Here is an 18750-nt window from a genome sequence, read left to right on the forward strand (position 1 = left end):
ATTGAACAACAAGAGTTACTGGAAGAAGCGGAACATGGCGGCAAAGATTCTGCCGAACTCGGCGAAGCGAGCGAGTTAACCAGTTCGAAGCTGGAGAAGGCCATGGACCGGCTCGAACAAAAACTGAAAGAAGAGCCGAAGAATAAGCCCATCAAGAAAGCTGTCCGCTTACTACGCAAAGACCTGCTTCCCCGGCAGCAGAAGTACGAAATGCAACGAGAGCTGCTAGGCAATCGAAACAGCTTCAGCAAGACTGACCCAGACGCAACTTTTATGAGGATGAAAGAAGACCATATGCGCAATGGCCAACTCAAGCCCGGTTACAATGTACAGGTGGGTACGGAAAACCAGTTCATTATCGGCTATTCACTGCATCAGCGGCCAACAGACACGCGCTGCCTCATCCCGCATTTGGAGAAAGTAAAAGCTAACCTTGGCGAACTACCGAAGACCATAATTGCGGACGCCGGTTACGGCGGTGAAGAAAACTATGCTTACCTAGAGAAAGAAGAGCGCGAGGCACTGGTGAAGTACAATACTTTTCACAAAGAAAATTCGAAGGCAAACTCGACAACTGGACTTATCAGGAAGAAACGGGTGCCTGGCTGTGTCCGAGCGGTCGAACGCTGCACTTCCAACGTGAGAGTAAGCAAAAGAACGAAAGCGGCTATGAAATACGAATACGGCATTACCGCAGCGCGGACTGTGCAGAATGTCCGCTCAAAGATCGCTGTAGCAAAGCGAAAGGAAATCGAGAAATACAGGTGAGTATGACCTATCTTCGCTACAAAGAAAGAGCTAGAGAGAAACTCCGGAGCGAAGAAGGTCGCGAATTATCCGTCCGGCGCATGACGGAGGTGGAGAGTGTATTTGGGCAAATAAAGAACAACCGGGGATTCCGGCGTTTCCTGCTTCGAAGCTTGCCAAAAGTGAGCCTGGAGGTCGGGTGGCTTTCGCTTGCCCATAATCTGCTGAAGCAAGCGACCATAAGCCAAAAAGCGAAAACGGTCGTTCAGGAATAAGCTCCTGAACGACCGTTCTTCATCTTTTTCGATGAGAGGTACTATCCCTTATAGACTTTAAACTACTTATGGGACAGCTCCTTTTTGATAAGTAATTTCATTTAAAGTCTTAGCTCAGGATATTAAGGTCATAAACCCTACAAATGAAACAAACGTAAATATGAAGGCACATATCAGAGCAGCGTAAGCATTCTTATTTTTCTTAAACAACAGGTACATTGAAACGATACTACAAAGTGCCACTATAAAGAGGAACACAGATATCGGACTCCATGTCATTTCAACAGGAACCCGCACTCCTTTTCCTTGAATCAACCACATATATAACTTGGATGCTGATGATTCCATCAATTGAGGATTTAAATCATGAGGGGCTGGCTGCTGATTCATATAGCCTGTAACGGTATAGATCAGTAGAATAATGATTCCCTCAACCAACACCCACTTTTTAGGATTGAAATCCGTATGGTTTAGCTTCCTTTTTACTAAGAAACCATTGAAGAAAGCAATGACCAAAAGTGGAATCACGAATAGATGTTTTAACAATAAGGATTGGCCATATGAAGTGATCCAAGAGTTCACATAATCAGGATCTGTTCTCATATTTAAAAGTAATCCGGATACAAGGATGATAACCATAGCGATAATTGCGAGCGGATGATACCATCTTAAAAACACCTTCCACTCATCTGTTTTACTGGGTATAAACATGCCAGCAACAACCAGAATTCCTGCCCAAACGCTCACAGAAAGCAAATGTAAAAATTGTGTCCAAAAACCTATGATTCCAAAATTGGAGGATGCATGGCTTGACCACGAGAGAGTCCGATAATACCAATCGCTAGTAAGAATAACCCGTAAGAGCTGTTTTATTGGTTCCTCTATTATTAACTCCGTTGTTCACCAACACGATACTGATAAATAAGCCTGTGAATATCACAGTCCAAATATATGCTTTCCCTTCCGAGAAAAACAGCATGACATTCTTAAATATAAGTGCAAAACCAGCATCATCAGAGAAGAAGAGGACAATCTGAGAACCGTAGGAACGAAAAGATTGCGACTCCTACTGCTGCTATGATTAATAATTTGGCAGGGAATTTAACTTGTGTATGAATACGTGGGACGATAATGCCCCCCGAATAAGATAGCTAAGCAACTATAAAGTATGGGTTCCCCTATCCAATACCAATTCATTTTTTCCTCCGAGTTATTACTCTTCCTACTCCAGCTATAATAAGGATGATCATAATACCAACCACAAAATAAATCCAAATATTACTTTTTCCTGTTTGATTTATGTCCGACTCCGTATTCGCTTGATTGCTGCTTGCCGTTTCGGATGTCACCTCAGGAGTTTCCTTTGGCTCAGAAACAGCCTCTTTATCTGCTATTTCCGGTTCCTTCTCATTGGTTTCTGTAACCGGCTCCTTTGCTTTGATATTAACAATAAAGTCATATTTTCCTTCTATAGGGTGACCGTCTTTCCAACAATTCTCCATTCAATGGTATACGTACCATTTTCAAGAGCAGTCCCATCCATAATATGCCTTGTCATCGTATTCCCCTCAATCGTAGTTTGATCAAGAGGCACTTCCTGTTTCGATTCATGAATGATTTTAAAGAGCTAAGTTTTTCAATATTCGTGTCAAATTGCAGGGATACATCCTTAAGTTCCGTCGTTACGGTTTCCCCTTCTTTGGGTGATGACATTTCCAATTGAGTATGTGCAAATATGGTGGTTGGGAAGGCAAAAACAAGTGCAAACATCATCCCTATTATTATGTGCTGACCTATTTTCTTTATCATAATAAAGCAACCCTTTCAAATTTAAATTAACATTGCTATCAGACTAACACATGAAGATATGTTCATTCAATAATGTTAAAACTCTAATTCTGACAAATTTAAGACAGAGTGAATTTCTTATGCAGAAATTCACTCTGTTAGATTGTTGCGCACTTCATAAAACTAATTAGGTACGAATTAAATACATTCCATGATAATGATGATTCCCATCAATACCGGCACAATCAGGGAAGCATACAAAGCTTTCTTTCTAAATACCATCACTTGTAATCGACGCTCTGGGTCCATCAGCTGCTGAATTCGATAATTTATCGCGGTATGTGAGAAGTGCACACCATAACCCGGAGTTTTTACGGTTTGATTCTTGATTAAATCAAGGAGTACATGGCCTAAAGGCGACTCACTCCCCATCTTTGCAATTGCAAATCGGTCTGCATTCAGTTCCATCCATATTTGATAGTATTGAACCAGCTCTTTTACGATCGGGACATAAATAAGACTCTTAGAACCGATACATAACATTACATTATGAAGAGGATGCCGCCTTAAACAGTGAAATGATTCATGCAAAATAATTGCATTTAGTTTCTCATCATTGAAATGGTTGATAAGACCGGTAGATAGCACGATGTAGGGCTTAAAGAGACCTGACGTCACTGCAATCTTTCTTGAATCTGAGACTACTTTGACCTTACAATTCAAATCTACGTTTTTTTCTGTATAGTAAATAGACAATTCAGGCAATTCGTTAGAACTAACGAATTTCCCCCAACTTCGATATAGAAAAATTTGCTTTATGGTTTGATAACTAAGAATGATGAGTGAATACGCAATAAAAGCATTTATAAAAATCTCATGATTAAACAATGCATCTCGAATGGTAGACATCATCAATGGGGTAATATCGGAATCGAACGGCACATCTTTAATTTGGTGAAGGACATTGTAACCCATCTGAAGCAAGACAGTTGCACAGATTAGTAAAGCAATGGTTAAGGATATTTTCGGATTATGACTAAAATCACTTGGTTTATTCATCTCGTCTCATTTCCTTCAACTTTAGCTCTAATTGTTTGATTAAATCAGGGTCAGCACTGTCTAGATTATCGATTAAATTTTTGACCAAAAATGTACCAAAGTCCGCAAAGAGACTGTCTGTAACAGCTCGTGTCTGCTCAGTGATAAATTGCTCTTTCGTTTGGGGGGCATAAAAATGTGACACCTTTGCCCGCCCTTTACCCGATGATTCTCTAATGAGATATTCCTTTTCGACCAGTCTTGTCATGACTGTCATTACAGCGTTTTTCGATATCGGATTCTCATCATCAATCATCTCGTGAACTTCTTTTATTGTTACTCTACCTTTTGCCCATATGATATCCATAATTTTCGCTTCTAACGAGCCGAAAAAACGATTAAGACCTTCCTCATCCATGTTAATCTTTTTTATTCGCATGATAATCCACCTTTTCCAAGTTGATTAATATCATAGTATGATGTTTTAAACCGACTACTATACTTTAAATCATCTTTGGGAATATGCCAATAACACTCATTCAACTGGATGAGGATCCTTTTTATAGGAATAAAAAAATATCTTAATCGGTCTCGGAACTGAAATCGACAAATAGCTTTACCCAGACCTGAATATGCGCTTAAGTAAAATCATCCCGCCTTACGTCAACAATAACGGCTCGAAGGTAACCATTGTGAGAAGTTTGAAGATGTACAGCTTCTGTGTCACTTTCTGTGGAATAAACCACCACAAAGTCCCCTTTTTGAAAGTGGCCTAAACCATCATTTAGATTCCCTTGGCCTTCAACGATAAACAGGGTCATGACTCGAAACGGTGCAAGGGTTAATGACGTGGATGCCCTGTGTTCAAGCTCCAAATCTATCATGGAAACATCTGTTTTTAGCGTAATTGGGGAATTGTCACCAATGATCTGACGAACTCTCACACCTCCCTTTTGTTTCACAAAAAACTCACTTGAATGATACCCACGATGGCGCGGAAGATCTCTAACACTTTGGGGGCGTTTCGGATCAAACCATATTTGAAATCCATGTGCTCGGGCACCTAAGAAACGCTCTTGATGACATACCCCCGTTGCAGTCTGCAGTACGTGGACTCCCCCCCGACTAACTCTATAGACCTTCCCTTTAACGTCATGTTCCATTGTTCCCTGTAGTATATAAGTCAAAATTTCGTACCGATGATGATATTGCATAGGGGAACTAAAATAATCACTTACTCGAAACCAGTTCCAGTAAAACAGAGGACCCACTTCCTTTTCGTCCGGTGTTTTGCCACAACTGACGGGTATATGACCGTTTAATTGTGCCCCCATTCCATAAACCCTTGATTACGAGATGGATAAATGTGAATGTTCATATATAGCCCCTGTTAAAACAATTCAACTCGTATGAATGAAGAATACGCCACCAAAAAGCATTCAGGGAGAGCTGCTGACTTACTTATAGATACATTCGAATTGGAATCAGCGACTACTTATTGAACACAATCAAGAAGTAGCCGCCTGCAGTCCGACTTGCACATTGATTTAATCAGTAATAACCCCAGATTAATGTCAGAAGTGTACCGAATACCGTGACTAAAGCAATAAAAATCCCATAATACAGACTTGTGTATATTGATTTCTTATCTTCCGTTTCACCAGCATGCATAAACACAACTAATTGTATAGCTGCCTGAATGAACGCTGTAACAAGAAGAATGGTGGCCCCGACCGCGAAGGACATATCCAGGAAGTATACCGTAAGGGCAGCGGCGATCAGGACAAGTGAAAATACAAAACCGATCACTTGTTTTCGCGGGAATAACTCTTTCATGGTCACATCATTCCTTTCAGGAAGACGAAGCTAAAGATAAAAATCCAAACAACGTCAAGGAAATGCCAATACAGAGAGAAAATAAATGCTTTATTCGTGGTTGCTGGAGTTAATCCATGCTTTTTTATTTGAATGATAATGAACAATCCCCAAGCTAAACCTATCGCAACATGCGCCCCATGAATACCTAAGGTAGTAAATAGAATCGCAGTAAAACCGCTAGTCTGGAGAGTAGCCCCCTCATGAACGTACACAAAGAAATCATATATTTCGACACCTAGAAAGCCTAATCCGAGAAGCAACGTAATCAGAAAAAATGTGATCATTGCTTTTGGTCTTCCTATGCGCATAGCATGTATGCCTAATCCGATTGTAAAACTGCTTGCCAAAAGCAAAATAGTTTCAATTATTACTGGGGCGATTTCAAATAATTCAGCACCTGTCGGGCCGCTGCCTGTTCGATTAACTAGTGTAAAATAAGAAGCAAACAGCGTTCCGAAGAGTGCGATTTCAGCCCCAAGAAAAATCCAAAATCCAAAAATATTGAGTCGGTTTTGTTCTGTTCCATATTCTAGTGGGAGCGATGGATCTGTTTTCATTCTCTAACCTCCCCCAATCTTTTTTCAGTAACAATAATTTTTTCAACGGGGATGTAATGTCCATCATCTTTTTCAAATGAGCGATACGCCAAACAAGCAAAAATGCCGATTGTAGCTGCAATGGCGACGCCCCACATAGCGAAGACTAGTGCAAATCCCCATACGAAGAAAATAATCGCCATGATGAATGGTAATCCGCTATTATTCGGCATATGAATTTGATCAATTTTATTTCTGAAAAGTTTGAATCCTTTCTTCTTATAATCCCAGAACGCTTCAGTTGAATTTACCGTTGGAATTACAGCAAAGTTGTATTCAGGTACTGGACTGTGTGTCGCCCACTCTAATGATCGAGCGTCCCAAGGATCAGCCGGAATATCTCTTGATGCAAATCGAGTGCTGTAATAGATGTTATACACGATGAGTACAAATCCGATTAACAGCCCAATTGCTCCAATAAATGAAATCATATTCCACAGACCAAATCCGGTAGACTCTGAATATGTGTACATTCGTCTTGCCTGTCCGTCTAAGCCAGAGATAAACATAGGGAAGAAGGTTACACAAACACCTACTGCAATAAACCAGAATGCCCATTTCCCGATTCTCTCATTTAGCATAAAGCCGAACATTTTTGGCCACCAGTAAGTAAGACCCGCAAGCATCGCAAATACGACTCCTGGAATAATAACCAGATGGAAGTGGGCCACTAAGAACATGGTGTTATGGTACTGATAATCCGCACTGGCCATTCCCAGCATGACGCCGGTTACTCCACCAATGGTGAAAATGGGGATAAACCCTAAGGAATACAGCATGGGAACCGTAAAAACAATTTTCCCTTTTCTAAGGGTGAATAGCCAGTTAAATATCTTGATCCCCGTCGGTACGGCTATAGCCATAGTCGTAATCGAGAAGATACTGTTCACAAGCGCTCCCTGACCCATTGTAAAGAAATGATGTACCCAAACTAAGAATGAAAGTGCAGAGATGGCAACCATGGATATTACCATGGATTTGTAGCCATAGAGATTACGTCGAGCAAAGGTAGAAATAATCTCACTATAAATACCGAATGCTGGCAGGATTAAAATGTAGACTTCTGGATGACCCCAAACCCAGAACAAATTAGCCCAAAGCATGTCCATGCCGCCATCTGCCGTTGTAAAGAAGTTGGTGGCAAATAATCGGTCCATTGTCCCCATGATGAGCGCAATGGTTAGGACAGGAAACGCAAACACAATAATAAGGTTAGTAATCAGCGCGGACCATGTGAACATGGGCATCTTCATCAAGGTCATACCTGGTGCTCTCATTTTTAATATCGTCGTGATAAAGTTGATCCCCGTTATCAAAGTACCCATGCCCGAAATTTGAAGAGCGAACATATAGTAATTCGTTCCTACGGACTGGCTAAACTCGTTCCCGGCAAGAGGGAAGTAAGATGACCAACCAGCATCAGGAGATCCACCGATTACAAAAGAAATGTTAAATAGCATGGCACCGGAAAAATATAACCAATAACTTAAGGCATTTAGCCTCGGAAATGCAACATCCCGAGCGCCAATCTGAAGTGGCACCACAAAGTTCATTAAAGCCATAATAAATGCCATCGCCATAAAGATAATCATGACAACCCCATGGGTTGTAAATATTTCATTATACTCTTGGGCTCCAAGAAGATTATTATCAGGTACAGCCGTTTGTGCACGCATCATAATCGCGTCTGCGCCGCCTCTGAATAACATCAGCAGAGCAGATATGAGATACATGATACCAATACGTTTATGGTCAACCGTTGTTAACCACTCACGCCATAAGTAACCCCATTTTTTATAGTAGGTTAAGCCAAAGATTATCGCGAAAACGGTAAGAGCTATAGCAACCATTGAGGCATAAATTGTCGGCCCCGGGTTGGGGACGGCAAATCGATCGAAAAAATCCATGCTCCTGTCTCCTTTCTGCTGAACTCAATGGTTCATGTTACTCATATTGCTTTCATCAGGATTTTCTTTGCCTTTTTCGTCAGTTGGAGGATCACCTTCAGCATCCGTTTCTTTGGTTGAAGGATGGTGCCCTGCTGGAGGTGGTGAAAAGCCTAAGTGTGTTCCTGTAAATGTGGACTGTCCAAGATGTCCTGGTTCGAGCAGTTCGTTAAATTTCTCTTCGGTGAGAGGTTTAGCTGTTGCTTTAACTTCAGTGACCCAATCATCATATTCTTCTGGAGAAAGTGCTTTTACGCTAAACGTCTGTTGAGCAAACCCTTCACCAGAGAAGTTAGCATTCCGGCCGGTGTATTCACCTGGCACATCAGCTGCAAGATTTAGAGTGTTTACCATATCAGCCATGGCATACTTCTGTCCACCGAGCTGGGGAATCCAAAAACTCGATATGGGTCCGTAAGAATACAGTTTGAATTGAATCGGTCTGTCAGTCGGGATAAACAAGTAATTTAGGGTTTCAATATCTTCTTCAGGATAACTAAAATGCCATTTCCAGTTGGAAGAAGATGCGTATATGACTAAAGGCTCCTCCTTATATCCTTTAGGGATAGCTTCCACTTCATAAGTGGATTTCACCGTTACAAACGAAAGGAAAGCTACGATTAATATGGGGATCGATGTCCAGAGTATTTCGAGTTTGAGACTTCCTTCAATATGAGGAGGTTCATACTCATCACTTTGCTTGGAGGCTCGATACTTCCTTATAATCGAAACATAAAGTGCAATCACAACCACAACAACAATCGCCATGGTCCATATGGATATCATAATGACATCAGCTGTTGTACGAGCTTGCGGTCCCTTCGGATCTAAGACCTTAAGTGGCTCACAACCGGTCAGAATAGTAGCAAAAATAAAAATCAATGATAACGTTGCCCATTTTGTTTTCATGAAGTACCCCTTTCTCATAAATTCAAGTCATACGTTTTTAGATTATCAGATCGCACTCAATAGTTATCTTTCCTTCACTCCTCCTGTCGACTTATACGTGCTTAAACCATTGTATATAATTAAGACTACGCAATGTGGTCTTTTAGGCGATTGTCATAACTCTTTCACGCTTTATTCACCTTTTCAACACAAATCAGCCTCAGAATATTCACAACCACGCTCTGTATTGTTAGATAGTTTATATCCTAATGCCAGGAGATAACATCCGAACCCTTTGATCCTTTCGAGCTTGCTGGTTATAGAACTGCTAAAGAAGGTACTATGGTTATGAAATAAAAAAAGAGCCGCTTACGGCTCTTTGATTTTAACTCTTCATGACACGAACTGCGTTTAATACAGCGAGGAGTGTTACCCCAACGTCGGAGAAAACGGCTTCCCACATCGTTGCAATGCCAAAGGCTCCAAGTAACAAGAACACGGCTTTAACTCCAAGTGCGAAGATAATATTTTGCCACACGATTCTTCGGGTTCTCTTCGCAATACGAATGGCGGATGAAATCTTGGATGGTTCGTCTGTCATAATAACGATGTCAGCAGCCTCAATGGCCGCATCTGAACCGAGTCCACCCATTGCAATTCCCACATCCGCTCTAGCTAATACAGGTGTATCGTTAATACCATCTCCAACGAATATGATTTTCTCTTTTGATGTTTTCTGTTGATCCAGCTTTTCAATTTCTTCTACTTTATGCTGTGGAAGCAGTTCAGCATGTACCTCATCTAATCCGAGTTTGCGTCCCACAGCTTCTCCTACAGTTTTGGAGTCCCCGGTTAGCATAACCGTCTTCTTAATGCCCAGTTCCTTCAATGAGCGAATAGCTTCTGCAGAATCCTCTTTCACCTCATCCGAAATGACAATATACCCTGCATATTCTCGATCAATACTAATGTGTACGATAGTACCTAAATCTTCAGGTTGATCAAATGGAATTTGCTCTCTCTTCATTAATTTCGCATTACCGGCCAAGACTTCTTTTCCACTGACCTTTACTTGAATGCCATGACCAGATATCTCGTTGTATCCTTCCAATTCTTCTTCACGTGTTTCCTGAGCGTATGCTGCTCTTATTGATTCTGCAATCGGGTGGGTAGAGTGCATTTCGGCGTAAGCCGCATATTTGAGCAACTCGTCTCTAGAAATCTCGCCCATGGGATGGATGTTGGTTACCGTAAATGCTCCTTTTGTAAGGGTCCCCGTCTTATCAAAAACAACGTATTTGACATCATTAAGAGCTTCGAGATAATTACTTCCTTTAACCAATACCCCTTTTTTCGAAGCAGCTCCAATACCACCAAAAAATCCGAGCGGAATCGAAACAACTAAAGCGCAAGGACATGAAATAACTAAGAATACTAAAGCACGATAAATCCAATCAGTGAATGTGGCTCCACTTATAATAAGAGGAGGTAGCACAGCGAGCAATACCGCAATAATGACTACCACTGGTGTATAATAGCGGGCAAACTTTGTTATGAAATTTTCTGTTGGTGCTTTTTTACTGCTGGCATTCTGAACTAGATCCAGAATTTTTGAAACTGTAGATTCACCAAAATCCTTGGCCACCTCTACCGTTAACACACCATTCTTATTAATAAATCCACTCAGAACATCTTGACCTGGTTCCACTTCTCTTGGAACCGATTCACCAGTTAATGCAGAGGTATCCACCGCTGACATCCCTTCAATGACCTTACCATCCAAAGGTACCCTTTCGCCTGGCTTTACGACAATATAGTCACCGATTTTAACTTCTTCCGGAGATACACGTTTTGTATCGCTACCCATTTTAAGGTTTGCATAGTCAGGGCGAATATCTAAAAGAGCACTGATGGACTTTCTAGAACGATTTACAGCGATCCCTTGGAACATCTCCCCAACCTGATAGAACAACATCACGGCGACACCTTCAGGGTATTCCTGAATGGCGAAAGCACCAAGTGTTGCTATCGTCATAAGGAAGTTTTCATCAAAAACCTGGCCGCGAACAATATTTCTAGCTGCCCGAAAGACAATATCTCCACCTATAACAATGTAAGCTACTGCAAACAGTGCAAATTCTAAATAACCGGAGAAAGAAGAAAATAAGCCAACCGCAGCAATAGCGGTACCAAACAATAAACGAATTAACATCCGTTTCGTATTTTCATTTCCATGTTCATGAGAATGTCCGTGATCATCTTCATGACCGTGACTGTCCTCTGAATGTAAGGCCCCTGCTGCAGATTTGTTCTTTTCAATTACTCGGATATGAGGCTCTAGTGTTTTCACTTTCTCCTTGGCTTTCGATACAATGTTTTCAACCTGTCCGTTCGCAGTTTCCATCGTTAGTGTCTTCGTTACAAAATTAACGGAACAGGAACTTACACCTTCAATTTTCTTAACACCATTTTCGATTTTCATTGCACAATTAGCACAATCTAATCCTTCTAATATCAATTCTTTTTTAACCCTTTGTTGTTGAGCTTCCATCATATAATCTCCTTTCCACCAACCTTGCCGTACACACATGAACAATTATTCATATGTTATTTAAACTCATTATATTCAAATGAAAACTTAGTTGTCAATTATTTCGTACATTCTCCTCTAAATTAGGTGAAGACTTCTAAACACATCAAAAAAAGCACCAGCAGCTGACTGCGGGTGCTTTCATGTTATTCTCCATGCATTGTATGTTGTAGGGTTTGTGTAAAAATCTGCTCGATGTGCGTATCATCCAATGAATAAAACACCGTCTTGCCCACTTTACGACGTTTTACGATCCTCATATTACGAAGGTATCGCAGTTGATGCGAGATCGCTGACTGTCCCATCTCGAGTAATACAGAGAGATCATGGACACATAATTCTTTCTGCAATAAAGCATTGATCAATTTAACCCGAGTAGGATCACTGAAGGCTTTAAACCAGTCTGCCACTTGAACAGCTGCTTGCTCATCAATCATTTCGGCCTTAACTTGTTTTAAATCAGCCTCTGATCCAAAGCATGATGTGTCACAATCTTCAATCAAGGGATCCTTCTGCTCCATTTTCGTAATCACCATCCTATTTACCATTACCACTTATTTTATAGCAAAGGCACAAAAAACGAAAGGATTACGATTAACAATCCGAATTTTGTCAGAAGAAAAAGTCTCGAACGACTTCTACCCTATTTTTATTCTCTCAGTAGATAATCAACAATACGCTTAGCATCATACTTCACCCATCCAAGCAGCGCTGACCCTCTTGATGTTTGCCACGGTAATCCAACAAAGTAGAGTCCTTTTACAACGGATACACCTTCCATATGATCAATATGCCCATCTTTAAATGCCGCTTCTATATCTATCCAGTGATCATCACGTTTAAAACCTGTAGCCCAGATAATGTTGTCGATATGTATGGGAGATTCTTCGTTCTGAAAATACACCGTTTGATCTACTATCTTTTCCGTCCTTGCATGAAGTTGTATCCTTCCTTGTTGAATGAGCAGCTTTAACTCTTTTCCATAAATCTGTTCTGGCATTGCATGCAACCATTTACCTAACGTACTTTTGCGGTTTGCTGTTAAAAAGCCCACCTTGTCGAAATACCAAAAAATACTCTTCCCGAAAATATGTAACGGTTTATACTGGATCTCACCGCTTGCAGACAGATGCACATCAAAATCATCTGCCAACTCACTGGCAATTTGGGCCCCAGAGTTTCCTGCACCTACAACAAGAACACCCCCTTCCTTGAGATGGTTCTTATTTCGATATTCAGAAGAATGTAATTGTATAACTGCATCACCAAGCTTGTCATGAAAGGAAGGAACTAGTGGCTTCTGAAAAGGACCGGTGGCTACTATAACTTTTTTTGATCTAAACGTACCCTTCGTTGTGGAGACTTCAAAGATTCCATTGTTCATGTTTAATGATGTAACTTGTGTATTGCTTTGAACAGGAAGTTCTAAACGCTTCGCATAATTTTTCAAATAATCGGCAACCTCATTTTTATGTGGTAAACCTTGAGGATCACCTTGAAAGGGAGCACCAGGTAAACTATTATACATTCTTGGCGTAAACAGATGAAGAGAATCATAGCGGTCTCTCCATGAATCACCAACCTCCCTGTGACCATCAAGGATGAGGAAATTCACTGAATTTTGTTTGAGATAGTAAGCAGCCGCAAGCCCGGCCTGACCTCCACCGATGACAATAGTATCTAACATATAAATATCATACCTCCTATAATATTTTTACTTAAAGTATCATATGAGCATTTATTCATCAATAATGAATATCTCAATATTGAGTATCGGCAGAAATGTAGATCTTCTATATAGGCATCAAGTATTTGGTGTTTTGTACACTTAATTATAAGTACAAACGTATGTCTAAGAAGGAAACACGATTGCAAACCTATGAGGGTAACATTGAATTGAAATCATAAAACAAGCCCTTCATTTATGAAGGGCTTGTTCATTTTAATTATTTCAGTTGTAACTTCCGACCATCATCATGTAACTTTTTTGACTAATGGTTCTTCTTGCAGTTACATAACGTTGTTTGTAATAGGTTTCTGACAGTTTACTTATCCTTACACCCTTACTACTGGACGAATGTGCAAATTGACCATTGCCAATATAGATTCCAGCATGAGAAATTCCCCTGCCACTCGTATTAAAAAAAACTAAGTCACCCGGTCTCAGATTAGCTTTTGAGACTGGAGTACCCACTTTGGCCTGAGCACTCGATGTACGTGGCAAATCTAAGTTGAATTTATCAAAAATGTAAAGAATAAAGCCGGAGCAATCGAAACCACTTGAAGTTGTACCTCCCCATTTATAGGGTGTTCCAACGACTTTACTTACTTCAGTAGTCAACTTAGGTTGATTATCTGCAAACGCACTGGCTGCTCCCGAAGATAATATAATGGCAGACCCTAACAACGACAGTAAAATTTTCTTCAAGATTATTTCTCCCTTCGATGCCTACGGAGTTAGCTGAGGGTTCGGTAGAAGGATCCCTATACTCCCTTTACTACAAGAATAATTCACCCAAAAATGGTTCCCCCGTTTTCAAAAACGAAATTCGGCACAATTTATGAATTTTTTGTAACCCTACATAATGTAGTCCATTTTTTCTCGATTGTCAATCTTATCATTAGAATTCTTTCCCTCCTTAAATTAATGTTAAGATTTGTTCAAATCCCGTACCTATTGGACTTATATCAGGACATTATTCAAAAAGAATTCATTTTGAACGCAGAAGCAAATAAAACAATACTGTAATACTTTTGCAGAGGTTCGAAATATAAATAGCAGTCGAACCAAGGTCGACTGCCTCTTATATTAAATTAATTAAGGTCTATTGCTGGCGATTGGGTCTGCATATCGTTCCTGATGTTTTCTAAACCTTCGGTTTGCAATAAGGCTTATGGCAATAAGGACAATCAAGACACTTAATAGCTGCGAAACACGAACAGTACCATAACTCATTTCGCCTTCGTGAAACAAAAGCCCCATCGGTGACCAAAGCAATTTCATCAACGCTGCAAGCCAGTTAGAGGCATACCAAGCTAAACTGTCGGTACGCAGTCCTTCGATAAAAAACCGTCCAATGGAATACCAAGTGAAATAAGTCAAAAATAATTCCCCTGAACGTAGAAAAGGCTGACGTCTCAACCATAAGAGCAACAACAAACCAACAAAATTCCATATGGACTCATACAGAAAGGTCGGATGATAATAGACACCCTCGATATTCATTTGATTGACAATAAAGTTAGGCAGATGTAATGTTGTTCTGAGAAAATCCTCAGATACTGGCCCTCCGTGAGCTTCTTGATTTATAAAATTTCCCCAACGCCCGATCAATTGTCCTATAATCAATCCCGGAGCACATAGATCTGCAATGCGCCAAAAATTATAGCCACGCAAACGAAAGAAAAAAATCATAGCCATAATCGCTCCGATTAAAGCTCCGTAAATGGCGATTCCACCATTCCATATTTTGAAAACGTCCCAGAAGTTATTGCGGTAATCTTCCCACTTGAATACGACATAGTAAGCTCTAGCCCCGACGATAGCGGATGGCACGCCTACAAGTACCATATCCAAAAAGAACCCCGGATGGATCTGATACCGTTTGCCTTCTTGTATAACAACGATAAGACCTATGAGTGCAGCTACGCTTAAAATAATCCCGTACCAGTATAATTGAATTGGCCCTAATCGAAATGCAATTGGATTAATCGCCTCGTACAAATCCTTTCACCTCAATCCCACATCGTTTGTAACCGATGTATTGAGTAGTTCATAATTAATTAAACACCCTATATTTACATAAGGAAGGCGATACACTTTGAACAATGATACTTTTCTTTCACTTCTCAAGCCTAGGATTATGATTTTAAGCTCACTGTTACTGTTTACTATGATTAGTATCGTTTTTCTGACGGATATCTATTTTATCGATTTCAACAATACCGTTCATTTGATAGCATATTATATCTGTCCGTTTGTCATCCATTTACTATTATCCCTTTTCGTGAAGAACAAAGTGTCCTGGTTACTTGGTGCAACGCTAACAACTATTATCTCATTAGTACTGATTCTAGTAGTGGTTTTGGTGTTTTTTTAGCTGTTAGGAACCTGATTTTGGGTTCACACCAGTCTCAGATCTTGTAAGTATCATTAAGATTGTAATTAAAATAAAGGCTACTAATGCGAGAAAAGGAATCGTTATAAAACCAAACCAATTAATGTATTGTACATTACACGGCACCCCGTTCGTGCAGGGCTTGATCTCCGCAAATCCAGGGACTTTCTGCTCCAAGTAATGAAATAATGAAACGCATGCTCCAAAAATCGAAAATGGAAGCACATATTTTTTTATCCTTGTCTCACTGTAAAAAGCCGCAATTCCTAGAATGATACTGAGTGGATACATTAGTATTCTCTGATACCAGCACAATTCGCAAGGAATAAATCCTCTTATCTCGCTAAAATAGAGACTTCCAAGCGTTGCTGTAAGTGCGACAACCCAGGCTAAATATATTGTTTTGTCACGTACCACTACTCGATCCTCTCCCATCTATTCCTTAAGTTGCGCATTGATTAAGGAAGATATCTCCTCATAATCAAACGGGTTCGATACCATAACATTATTGATCATAATCGTTGGTGTTTGTTGTATATTATATTCACGGACTAATTCCTCATCTAAACTAACTTGGTCTTCGATCTGCTTACTTCCCATATCTTCTTTAAGCTTCGCTAGATCAATATTGGGCGTATATTCTTTAGCAAGCTCCAGCGCCTTATCTGGGGTTAGCCATGCGTTATCATGCTCCTCTGTTGCAGGTTGTGCATTAAATACTTCATGGTGAAATGTCCAAAATGCGTCAGGATCTTGCAGCATTATCGCTTCTGCAGCAAGTGCGCCTGTTTTTGATTCTTCACCATGAAAAAGAACATTAATATAGGAGAATGATGCTTGTCCTGTTTCGATAAAGTCCTTCGAAAGTTGTGGCATTATATTCTCCCCCCACGCTTTGCAGGAGGGACATTTGTAATCACCAAACTCCACGATTGAAACCTTTGCATTTTGGTCTCCTAGGGTAGGCTGATTTTCCGTAACCGGTGGATTATCGAATGCCCCTTCCGAACTTTTTGATTTCTGACTGCTTTGGTTTATCAAAACCAAAGCTACCATTAGCCCTACAATGATGATGGTAAAGATAACTAGATTTCTTGATGATTTCTTCTTATTATTCATGTTTCACCTCAGCTATTTATTCGTTTAGTGACCTTTTAGATGTTACTTACTTGCCGTTTTATATGTTTATCACCGCCTTAACTCCACATCTCGATTAGGTTAAAAACCTGTAAATCCGCCGTATAACCCAATTAACCAGATGGTGATCTTGGTCATTTGATCTGTGTAAAGCAATATTCCCGTGAGCACCATCATCGCTCCGCCAATTTTCATCATTAGTGAAGAGTACCTTGAGATCCATTTTAATCTGCCAATAAAAAAAGCCATAATAAGAAACGGTATTCCAAACCCTAGCGTATATGCGCTAATATAGCCCACTGCCTTTTCAGGATTTGTAACTCCCATAGCTAAAACGGCTGAAAGAATGGGTCCGATACACGGCGTCCATCCTGCAGAGAATGATAATCCAACTAATATGGATCCAAGATATCCTGACGGTTTATGCTTGATTTGAAACTTCCTATCCTTCATTAAAATCTGTAACTGAATAACTCCAAGCATGATTAATCCCATGACAATCACTAATAATCCGCCTAATTTTTGAATCAATTCGCGATTATTTGAAAATAAATCTCCTACTAAACTGGCTGATAACCCTAATGCGAAAAAAATGACAGAGAATCCTAGCATAAAGCATATGGTATGAGCAAAAGCCTTCTTTTGCATGATCCCCTTACCATCCTTTAACTCCTTAACAGAAATCCCGGTAATGTAAGATATATAGGATGGATAGAGCGGAAGACAGCAAGGAGATATAAAAGACAAAAATCCTGCTGCAAATGCTATCCATAGAGTCAAATTGTCTGGGCCCATAGTTAACTTCCTTTCTGCAATGAGAAAAAATCAATTATTTGGGAATTATGCAATGCTTGTGGTCTAAGTATTCGATGAGTCAATTTTCACATCATAAACTTCAATGGGGTCATCATGTTTCTCCTTCCGATACCATCTTGCTGAAATGATTGCAAGTGTGACTACAAATGCGGCCTCTTGCGTCATTTTCATGATAATCCCACCTAATTGTTGATCATCAATGGGACTCAAAAATGAAAGTAGTTGTGGAGCATTCACATATGGATCATAAAGAATGTTGCCGGCAAAAATTATGGCTACACATGCTGGATATAACAGAATTGCATTGGCTGCAATGTACCCTAACTTTTTTACATTGGATAGTTTATCAAATTCCGGTACAGGGCACATGAGTGGCCACCACATCTGAAATGACGCAATCACTAAAAAAACATGATATAAGCCTCCTAGGAATGGGATCTCCATCAGCTTATTAAAAACTACTGGGAAATGATATAAGGATAAAGCAGAGTTAAATAGAAACATGGCTAAGATAGGTCGACTAAAAAATGAGAGAAACTTCGAGGAAAACTTGGTATTTAATAAAGGGCGTATTAACCATGATGGCGTACCTAAATAAAAAAACAGCGGCATAATAAAGTATAATAAAGCTTGCTTCAACATGTGAGCGCTAAATAACACATGATGACTAAACGCATTGATTGGACTTCCAACCGCTATATAAAACGTAAACAAACCCGAAATAAACCATATTTTTTGTCCGGTTCTAACGGGTTCACTCTCATAAAAGCGGTTACGTAATGGACCAACATATAACAAGTAGATTACAGATAATAAAACGGTTATAAAAAATACGAGCGGACCCCATAATTCTGAAAAACTGAAATGTGTTAATACACTCTGATTCATCAATGGCAATAACTCCTTTTCCGTATCAAACAGTTAAAAGACTAC

At 40.0% G+C, this 18750-nt stretch carries 20 protein-coding genes and 1 riboswitch; of the genes, 1 reads left to right on the top strand and 19 read right to left on the bottom strand.

Going from position 1 to position 18750, the window contains the following annotated elements:
- Positions 1 to 626 precede the first annotated feature (626 nt).
- A complete protein-coding gene (locus tag B9D94_RS31825; protein WP_367613773.1) occupies positions 627 to 1022 on the top strand; it encodes a transposase in 396 nt (131 codons plus the stop codon).
- Positions 1023 to 1136: 114 nt separating this feature from the next.
- Here the strand turns inward: B9D94_RS31825 and B9D94_RS00010 are convergent, their stop codons facing one another.
- From B9D94_RS00010 to B9D94_RS00100, 19 genes are all read right to left on the bottom strand, one after another.
- Entirely contained in the window at positions 1137 to 1733 is a 597-nt protein-coding gene (locus tag B9D94_RS00010) for a copper resistance D family protein (protein ID WP_172963863.1), read from the bottom strand.
- A 482-nt stretch (positions 1734 to 2215) separates the two neighbouring features.
- On the bottom strand, positions 2216 to 2524 hold the full coding sequence (locus B9D94_RS00015) for an LPXTG cell wall anchor domain-containing protein (RefSeq protein WP_148246116.1): 309 nt from the start codon (positions 2522 to 2524) through the stop codon (positions 2216 to 2218).
- A gap of 52 nt (positions 2525 to 2576) precedes the next feature.
- Positions 2577 to 2831, bottom strand: a complete 255-nt coding sequence (locus B9D94_RS31830) for a copper resistance CopC family protein (RefSeq protein ID WP_148246117.1) — start codon at positions 2829 to 2831, stop codon at positions 2577 to 2579.
- A 177-nt stretch (positions 2832 to 3008) separates the two neighbouring features.
- Positions 3009 to 3869 carry a M56 family metallopeptidase gene (locus B9D94_RS00025; RefSeq protein WP_071221976.1) on the bottom strand — a complete coding sequence of 287 codons (861 nt, stop codon included), beginning with the start codon at positions 3867 to 3869 and terminating at the stop codon, positions 3009 to 3011.
- Entirely contained in the window at positions 3862 to 4287 is a 426-nt protein-coding gene (locus tag B9D94_RS00030; protein WP_071221977.1) for a BlaI/MecI/CopY family transcriptional regulator, read from the bottom strand. The genes B9D94_RS00025 and B9D94_RS00030 overlap by 8 nt, the downstream gene beginning before the upstream one ends.
- Positions 4288 to 4486: 199 nt before the next feature.
- Positions 4487 to 5182, bottom strand: a complete 696-nt coding sequence (locus B9D94_RS00035; RefSeq protein WP_148246118.1) for a pirin family protein — start codon at positions 5180 to 5182, stop codon at positions 4487 to 4489.
- Between the two features lie 217 nt (positions 5183 to 5399).
- The gene (gene qoxD, locus B9D94_RS00040) at positions 5400 to 5684 is read right to left on the bottom strand and encodes a cytochrome aa3 quinol oxidase subunit IV (protein WP_036638605.1); all 285 of its coding nucleotides are present in this window, start codon (positions 5682 to 5684) and stop codon (positions 5400 to 5402) included.
- A gap of 2 nt (positions 5685 to 5686) precedes the next feature.
- The gene (qoxC, locus tag B9D94_RS00045; protein ID WP_071221979.1) at positions 5687 to 6283 is read right to left on the bottom strand and encodes a cytochrome aa3 quinol oxidase subunit III; all 597 of its coding nucleotides are present in this window, start codon (positions 6281 to 6283) and stop codon (positions 5687 to 5689) included.
- The gene (gene qoxB, locus B9D94_RS00050) at positions 6280 to 8229 is read right to left on the bottom strand and encodes a cytochrome aa3 quinol oxidase subunit I (protein ID WP_071221980.1); all 1950 of its coding nucleotides are present in this window, start codon (positions 8227 to 8229) and stop codon (positions 6280 to 6282) included. Before qoxB ends, qoxC begins: the two co-directional genes overlap by 4 nt.
- A 24-nt stretch (positions 8230 to 8253) precedes the next feature.
- Positions 8254 to 9177: a cytochrome aa3 quinol oxidase subunit II gene (gene qoxA, locus B9D94_RS00055; RefSeq protein ID WP_071221981.1), complete on the bottom strand. Its 924-nt coding sequence runs from the start codon at positions 9175 to 9177 to the stop codon at positions 8254 to 8256.
- A gap of 364 nt (positions 9178 to 9541) precedes the next feature.
- A complete protein-coding gene (locus B9D94_RS00060; protein ID WP_071221982.1) occupies positions 9542 to 11710 on the bottom strand; it encodes a heavy metal translocating P-type ATPase in 2169 nt (722 codons plus the stop codon).
- A 182-nt stretch (positions 11711 to 11892) separates the two neighbouring features.
- Entirely contained in the window at positions 11893 to 12267 is a 375-nt protein-coding gene (locus B9D94_RS00065) for an ArsR/SmtB family transcription factor (RefSeq protein WP_071221983.1), read from the bottom strand.
- Between the two features lie 128 nt (positions 12268 to 12395).
- Entirely contained in the window at positions 12396 to 13433 is a 1038-nt protein-coding gene (locus tag B9D94_RS00070) for a flavin-containing monooxygenase (protein WP_119851496.1), read from the bottom strand.
- A gap of 264 nt (positions 13434 to 13697) precedes the next feature.
- The gene (locus B9D94_RS00075) at positions 13698 to 14174 is read right to left on the bottom strand and encodes a C40 family peptidase (protein ID WP_071221985.1); all 477 of its coding nucleotides are present in this window, start codon (positions 14172 to 14174) and stop codon (positions 13698 to 13700) included.
- A gap of 3 nt (positions 14175 to 14177) precedes the next feature.
- Positions 14178 to 14311: riboswitch (cyclic di-AMP (ydaO/yuaA leader) on the bottom strand.
- 253 nt (positions 14312 to 14564) lie between these two features.
- Positions 14565 to 15470 carry a prolipoprotein diacylglyceryl transferase gene (gene lgt / locus B9D94_RS00080; protein WP_083397703.1) on the bottom strand — a complete coding sequence of 302 codons (906 nt, stop codon included), beginning with the start codon at positions 15468 to 15470 and terminating at the stop codon, positions 14565 to 14567.
- A 379-nt stretch (positions 15471 to 15849) separates the two neighbouring features.
- On the bottom strand, positions 15850 to 16299 hold the full coding sequence (locus B9D94_RS00085; RefSeq protein ID WP_119851494.1) for a disulfide oxidoreductase: 450 nt from the start codon (positions 16297 to 16299) through the stop codon (positions 15850 to 15852).
- A complete protein-coding gene (locus B9D94_RS00090) occupies positions 16300 to 16983 on the bottom strand; it encodes a DsbA family protein (RefSeq protein WP_071221989.1) in 684 nt (227 codons plus the stop codon).
- 99 nt (positions 16984 to 17082) lie between these two features.
- Positions 17083 to 17796, bottom strand: coding sequence for a cytochrome c biogenesis CcdA family protein (locus B9D94_RS00095; protein WP_071221990.1), 714 nt, complete (start codon positions 17794 to 17796; stop codon positions 17083 to 17085).
- 63 nt (positions 17797 to 17859) lie between these two features.
- On the bottom strand, positions 17860 to 18705 hold the full coding sequence (locus B9D94_RS00100; RefSeq protein WP_071221991.1) for a cytochrome c oxidase assembly protein: 846 nt from the start codon (positions 18703 to 18705) through the stop codon (positions 17860 to 17862).
- Positions 18706 to 18750: the final 45 nt, after the last annotated feature.

This window comes from Paenibacillus sp. Cedars (assembly GCF_003184205.1).
Classification (GTDB): domain Bacteria; phylum Bacillota; class Bacilli; order Paenibacillales; family Paenibacillaceae; genus Paenibacillus_AQ; species Paenibacillus_AQ glucanolyticus.

Bases quoted from the DNA above. Each gene is read 5' to 3' on its own strand.
- B9D94_RS00065 (WP_071221983.1), bottom strand. From the start codon at position 12,267: ATGGAGCAGAAGGATCCCTTGATTGAAGATTGTGACACATCATGCTTT.
- B9D94_RS00030 (WP_071221977.1), bottom strand. From the start codon at position 4,287: ATGCGAATAAAAAAGATTAACATGGATGAGGAAGGTCTTAATCGTTTT.
- B9D94_RS00070 (WP_119851496.1), bottom strand. From the start codon at position 13,433: ATGTTAGATACTATTGTCATCGGTGGAGGTCAGGCCGGGCTTGCGGCT.
- qoxB (WP_071221980.1), bottom strand. From the start codon at position 8,229: ATGGATTTTTTCGATCGATTTGCCGTCCCCAACCCGGGGCCGACAATT.
- B9D94_RS31830 (WP_148246117.1), bottom strand. From the start codon at position 2,831: ATGATAAAGAAAATAGGTCAGCACATAATAATAGGGATGATGTTTGCA.
- B9D94_RS00025 (WP_071221976.1), bottom strand. From the start codon at position 3,869: ATGAATAAACCAAGTGATTTTAGTCATAATCCGAAAATATCCTTAACC.
- B9D94_RS00085 (WP_119851494.1), bottom strand. From the start codon at position 16,299: ATGGGAGAGGATCGAGTAGTGGTACGTGACAAAACAATATATTTAGCC.
- B9D94_RS00010 (WP_172963863.1), bottom strand. From the start codon at position 1,733: ATGTTTATACCCAGTAAAACAGATGAGTGGAAGGTGTTTTTAAGATGG.
- B9D94_RS00090 (WP_071221989.1), bottom strand. From the start codon at position 16,983: ATGAATAATAAGAAGAAATCATCAAGAAATCTAGTTATCTTTACCATC.
- qoxD (WP_036638605.1), bottom strand. From the start codon at position 5,684: ATGAAAGAGTTATTCCCGCGAAAACAAGTGATCGGTTTTGTATTTTCA.
- B9D94_RS00060 (WP_071221982.1), bottom strand. From the start codon at position 11,710: ATGATGGAAGCTCAACAACAAAGGGTTAAAAAAGAATTGATATTAGAA.
- B9D94_RS00035 (WP_148246118.1), bottom strand. From the start codon at position 5,182: ATGGGGGCACAATTAAACGGTCATATACCCGTCAGTTGTGGCAAAACA.
- B9D94_RS00015 (WP_148246116.1), bottom strand. From the start codon at position 2,524: ATGGAGAATTGTTGGAAAGACGGTCACCCTATAGAAGGAAAATATGAC.
- qoxC (WP_071221979.1), bottom strand. From the start codon at position 6,283: ATGAAAACAGATCCATCGCTCCCACTAGAATATGGAACAGAACAAAAC.
- B9D94_RS00095 (WP_071221990.1), bottom strand. From the start codon at position 17,796: ATGGGCCCAGACAATTTGACTCTATGGATAGCATTTGCAGCAGGATTT.
- qoxA (WP_071221981.1), bottom strand. From the start codon at position 9,177: ATGAAAACAAAATGGGCAACGTTATCATTGATTTTTATTTTTGCTACT.
- B9D94_RS00100 (WP_071221991.1), bottom strand. From the start codon at position 18,705: ATGAATCAGAGTGTATTAACACATTTCAGTTTTTCAGAATTATGGGGT.